Source organism: Aminobacter sp. P4_D5 (assembly GCF_056401815.1).
In genome coordinates this window covers 1-3,909 of record NZ_JBFUIP010000296.1, presented here as the reverse complement: position 1 = coordinate 3,909, position 3,909 = coordinate 1, and the positions used below count along the sequence as shown (strand labels likewise).

The following is a 3,909-nucleotide window of genomic DNA, read 5'->3' as shown; positions in this document are numbered from 1 at the left end:
AGCGAAGACAGGAAAGCCGCCAGTCCAGCAAGATACCGGCTTCTACCTGACAAACGGCCCTGCCCCCGAAAAGCCAGAACCGCCGCAGAAAAAGGGCTTTCTTGCTTCATTTTTCGGTTCAGCGCCCGCCAAGGCTGCTCCGGCGCCGGCCGAGCAGAAGGCGAAACCGCTCATCGCAACTGCCGCCGCCGCACCGGCACCCGCCACCACCGAGGAAAAAGCCAAGCCGATCATCACGCTTGCTTCGGCCAGGTCCGGTGCCAAGCCGGTGGCGCTGGCCTCGCTAGGTGGTTCGTCCGGTGGTGACTTTGCCCTTCCCGGCGTGCGCACCACGGATCTGTTCGAAATCAAGCGCAAGTCAGGCATCGACGACGACAGTGACGTCGACCTGCACGAGGACGAAGAACCAGGCCTCCAGCTGGCCTCGGCTGCCGGCATGGCCCGACTTGCCCCGAACGGCCTGTTGAAGCAGACCGAGAGCGTCGATGTCGCCTGCCTCAAGCCGTCGCTGGTGCGCATACTCAAGGCTGCCGAGCAGCGCTACGGCAAGAAGATGATTGTCACCTCCGGCTACCGCAATCCGGAGCGCAATCGCCGCGCCCGTGGCGCCAAGAATTCGCAGCATATGTATTGCGCGGCTGCCGACATCCAGATTCCGGGCGTCGGCAAATGGGAACTGGCGACCTTCCTGCGTTCCATGCCGGGCCGTGGCGGCGTCGGCACCTACTGCCACACCAACTCGGTGCACATCGATATTGGGCCGGAGCGCGACTGGAACTGGCGTTGCCGCAGGGGCAACTAAAAAAACTTTGCACAGCAGCAAAAGACGGGTTGCCTGCTGCGAACAAGCCAATTATACACCGCTTCACCTGAGCGCGCCCATCGTCTAGCGGTTAGGACACCGCCCTTTCACGGCGGTAACAGGGGTTCGATTCCCCTTGGGCGTACCAGGTTTTTCAAGCACTTAGCTTTGTCGCCAAAACGTTCGTCCCGATAAGAGACCCGAAAAGCGGCGTGCATGGGAATCGGAACTTGCTCAGTAAGTCGCAAGCGCCCCGCAATGTGCCGGAACCCAGCCGAGAGCGTCGTAGAGTGAATTAGCGCCTTGTTAGGTTGAGTTCGTCCGCTCAGGTTACTCCCATGGAGACAACTAGGCGGATGTTGCGATGCCCCGTAGTACGAAGCGTCAGAAGAAGCCTGGCGAAGAGCACACTCACCTTGCCATAAAAGTCCAGCGCTGCGAGGCGAGCGTCGAAGCTCGGATCAATCCCAACGTCTATAGCCCGCAATATGCGTGGGATTTGGACGACGACGATCCACTATATCAGTTCACAACTCGGCTGACAGTTGCCGGGATTGTAACCTACCCAGAGAAACGGGCCGGCGATGCGTTCGAATTGACTATCTATGGCGACACCTCACCTCGACTCAATGAGAAAGTGAAGGACGTACAGGCGCGTGACGAACACCGCTCGCCAATGTACCGCCCTTACCGCGGCAAGGAGATCCCGATATACAATCCGCCCCCAGGCATGGGGCTCATCGACAAGATTCGTGGTGAGCCACGCTGGACAGTCTGGGTTCGTGTTTCGCCGCACTTCACGAGCGACGCATTGGCGCTTTTGAGCAGCGGACGATCGTTGTTCCTGGCTATACACGAGAGCAAGAACAACCGCACCCGCTGGCTTCAGGGCATGAGCCTGCAAACCACCGACCCTGCAGCAGAGTAATAATGTTTGAGCGCTTGCCTCGTCGCCGCGCTCCCTCGACCGGGAGTTAAGCCTTCACACGGGTGGGGTCGCAGGTTCAATCCCTGCATCGCCCACCAAATTCTTAAACAAAATCAGACTTTTGCTGCATTCGGTTTCGAACTGCCCTTGAACGCGGTCGACTGGTACGACACCAGTACGACACCGTTGAGCGTTGAATGCGCTTTCAGAGGTAGTGGGCAATACGAGCCGGGCGCGGCTCCTTTCCAGCCGCTCTCAAACGTGGCACTATGTCCGCAGCGATGCTGCGGACGCGCGGCACGCTCCTCCTGTGAGGCAAGGCAAATGCCCCGTCGGGGTCGCTTGACGGCCCCGTGGCCGTGCCAAGTTTTCACCTTTAGGAGGTAACAATGATCTCTTCATCGTCAATCTATGCTGAGCRAAACGAAAAAGCACTTGAGATGCTCGCCCGTCGAGCGGCGATAAAGATTGGATTAGTTGCAGTCAAATCGCGTCGTTTGCTTGGTACAGCCGACAATCTCGGGCGCTTCCAACTCTTGGAGCCCCGCACCAACACGAACGATACCTAAGGGCGGGTCACTTCTCGGTGGAAACGCCGGGTCAGCTCTCAGTGGAAATCAACAAGGCAGCATCGACCTGCGAGGAAATTTCCAGCGCAAGATCGGCGAACGTTTCGTATCGTTCGATCAACGCCTGATCGAGTTGGAAGATATCCACTGAGCCCTCGAATAGATTCTTCTTAGTTTTGCTCTTGTGGCCACTTTTGGACAGTTTCGCAACTGCTGCGATCCGTGGAAAACTGAAAATGCGGGAGCGGCGCAACAGCAGCGCCCTAAGTGCGACGGTCAACCAGCCAGCGGTCGCCGACATCCCAGGGCTGAGGGCAGAGCATGCAATCGCCAGTTGGAAAAATGCCCTACTGGCCCCCTGTGGTGTTCGCTTACGAGAGCTTTCGAACGAGGGKAAGCCCCACCCGATTTTTTACTGCACCCGGTTGAGGCATAGAGCCTTGAACTGGTCCAAAGCGACATCAACAAGAAATCGCGCCCGAACCCACGCCGTAAACTCTGTTATCCAGTCCCGTGCCTCTTTTCCAGCAACTACCGCCAGGTGACAAACGGCCATTGTGGCGTCAGCCTGAACTCATGCTGCGGAGTCCTGACCCGGCCCGCCCGAGAGTCGTTGATGCCCTCCATAAAGGCGGAAGATAGGTCCGTATCGCCGCGAACACGTAGAACTGGGCCCAGGCGACCACGACTGGCCGCCGTCATCTGATCAACGATGAGATCGAACTCGCGGCTCAGCAGTGCCGGCGATGTGCCACCAAAGCGACCTCCAAAGACGCCAGTTTCGATTCCTGGGATCCTGCCAGCCGTTGGTTCCACCACCACACAGGTCATGCCTAAGGGACAACTGAGCTGGCGCAGCGTATCCGGAGAGATGGAGTGGGTTACGAGAAAGTAGCTGTAGGAGGTGGTGTCACCCAGGTCGAATCGCAGTTTCCCAGCGGTGACGGCGCCCGCTCCCCCGCGCTCGAAGTCCGCAATTGTGTCGAGGAGCAGGTCGATCTCGCTGGCGCTGCCGAACGACTGGTCCCGGTATTTCTGGGTCCCGCCAGTCCCTTTGAGGATGATCGATGTGGATTTCAGCGTACAAAGCGACAAGGACACGAGCAGAGCGGTTCCCAGCAGGCGCCTGGCGCTCCTCGAGCCGTCACACATGGATATATCGACGACAACTCTGACCTTTCGCCGAGGTGCTATGCGGTCGTCACGATAACGCACCCTCCGCTTAATCAGGGATTGCGTAAAATCGATTCGATTGACGCGACCCGCGTCGACGTGCCCGGATGTCTGGCCACGCCCATGGATGCGCTGCCGGGCCTGGTAGTCGTCGATGGACGGCAGGAACCCTCGCTCCAGCTGCCACGAAACGCGTGAGGCCAGTTCGAGAGTAGCGCGTCGGCCCGGCAATCCGACTGCCTCTGTATCAAGCTTGGACATTCGGATTCTTGCTGAGCTTCAAGAGCTCGTCATTGATTGCGTTGCGAACGCCGGAGTCGGATTTCAAGCCGTCGATAATCGACGTCCATTTCTGGGCGTCGAAAAACAGTGCCGTGGCCGCATCCAGAAGGGCGCCGCGCCTCCCCTCGGCCCCCGGATAGGTCTTCAGTCGCGCG

The 3,909-nt window shown here is 58.9% G+C and carries 5 protein-coding genes and 1 tRNA gene; 3 read left to right on the top strand and 3 right to left on the bottom strand.

All coding sequences use genetic code 11. From position 1 onward, the window contains the following. From AC1DWF_RS30830 to AC1DWF_RS30820, 3 genes are all read left to right on the top strand, one after another. Window positions 1-802 (top strand): YcbK family protein (locus tag AC1DWF_RS30830; RefSeq protein ID WP_476842471.1); only part of this gene is annotated, 802 nt, incomplete at its 5' end. Between the two features lie 73 nt (window positions 803-875). Next, window positions 876-950 (top strand) — tRNA-Glu (locus AC1DWF_RS30825). Between the two features lie 216 nt (window positions 951-1,166). Further along, complete coding sequence (locus AC1DWF_RS30820; RefSeq protein WP_476783608.1) at window positions 1,167-1,730, top strand: hypothetical protein; 564 nt, start codon at window positions 1,167-1,169, stop codon at window positions 1,728-1,730. Window positions 1,731-2,330: 600 nt separating this feature from the next. On the opposite strand, the gene AC1DWF_RS30815 is transcribed toward AC1DWF_RS30820, so the two are convergent. The 3 genes from AC1DWF_RS30815 to AC1DWF_RS30805 form a co-directional block, all read right to left on the bottom strand. After that, window positions 2,331-2,600: a hypothetical protein gene (locus tag AC1DWF_RS30815; protein WP_476783606.1), complete on the bottom strand. Its 270-nt coding sequence runs from the start codon at window positions 2,598-2,600 to the stop codon at window positions 2,331-2,333. A gap of 230 nt (window positions 2,601-2,830) precedes the next feature. Continuing rightward, window positions 2,831-3,733, bottom strand: coding sequence for a hypothetical protein (locus AC1DWF_RS30810; RefSeq protein WP_476783605.1), 903 nt, complete (start codon window positions 3,731-3,733; stop codon window positions 2,831-2,833). Beyond that, the coding region (locus AC1DWF_RS30805; RefSeq protein ID WP_476842470.1) for a hypothetical protein at window positions 3,720-3,909 on the bottom strand (190 nt) is incomplete at its 5' end. The genes AC1DWF_RS30805 and AC1DWF_RS30810, both read right to left, overlap by 14 nt.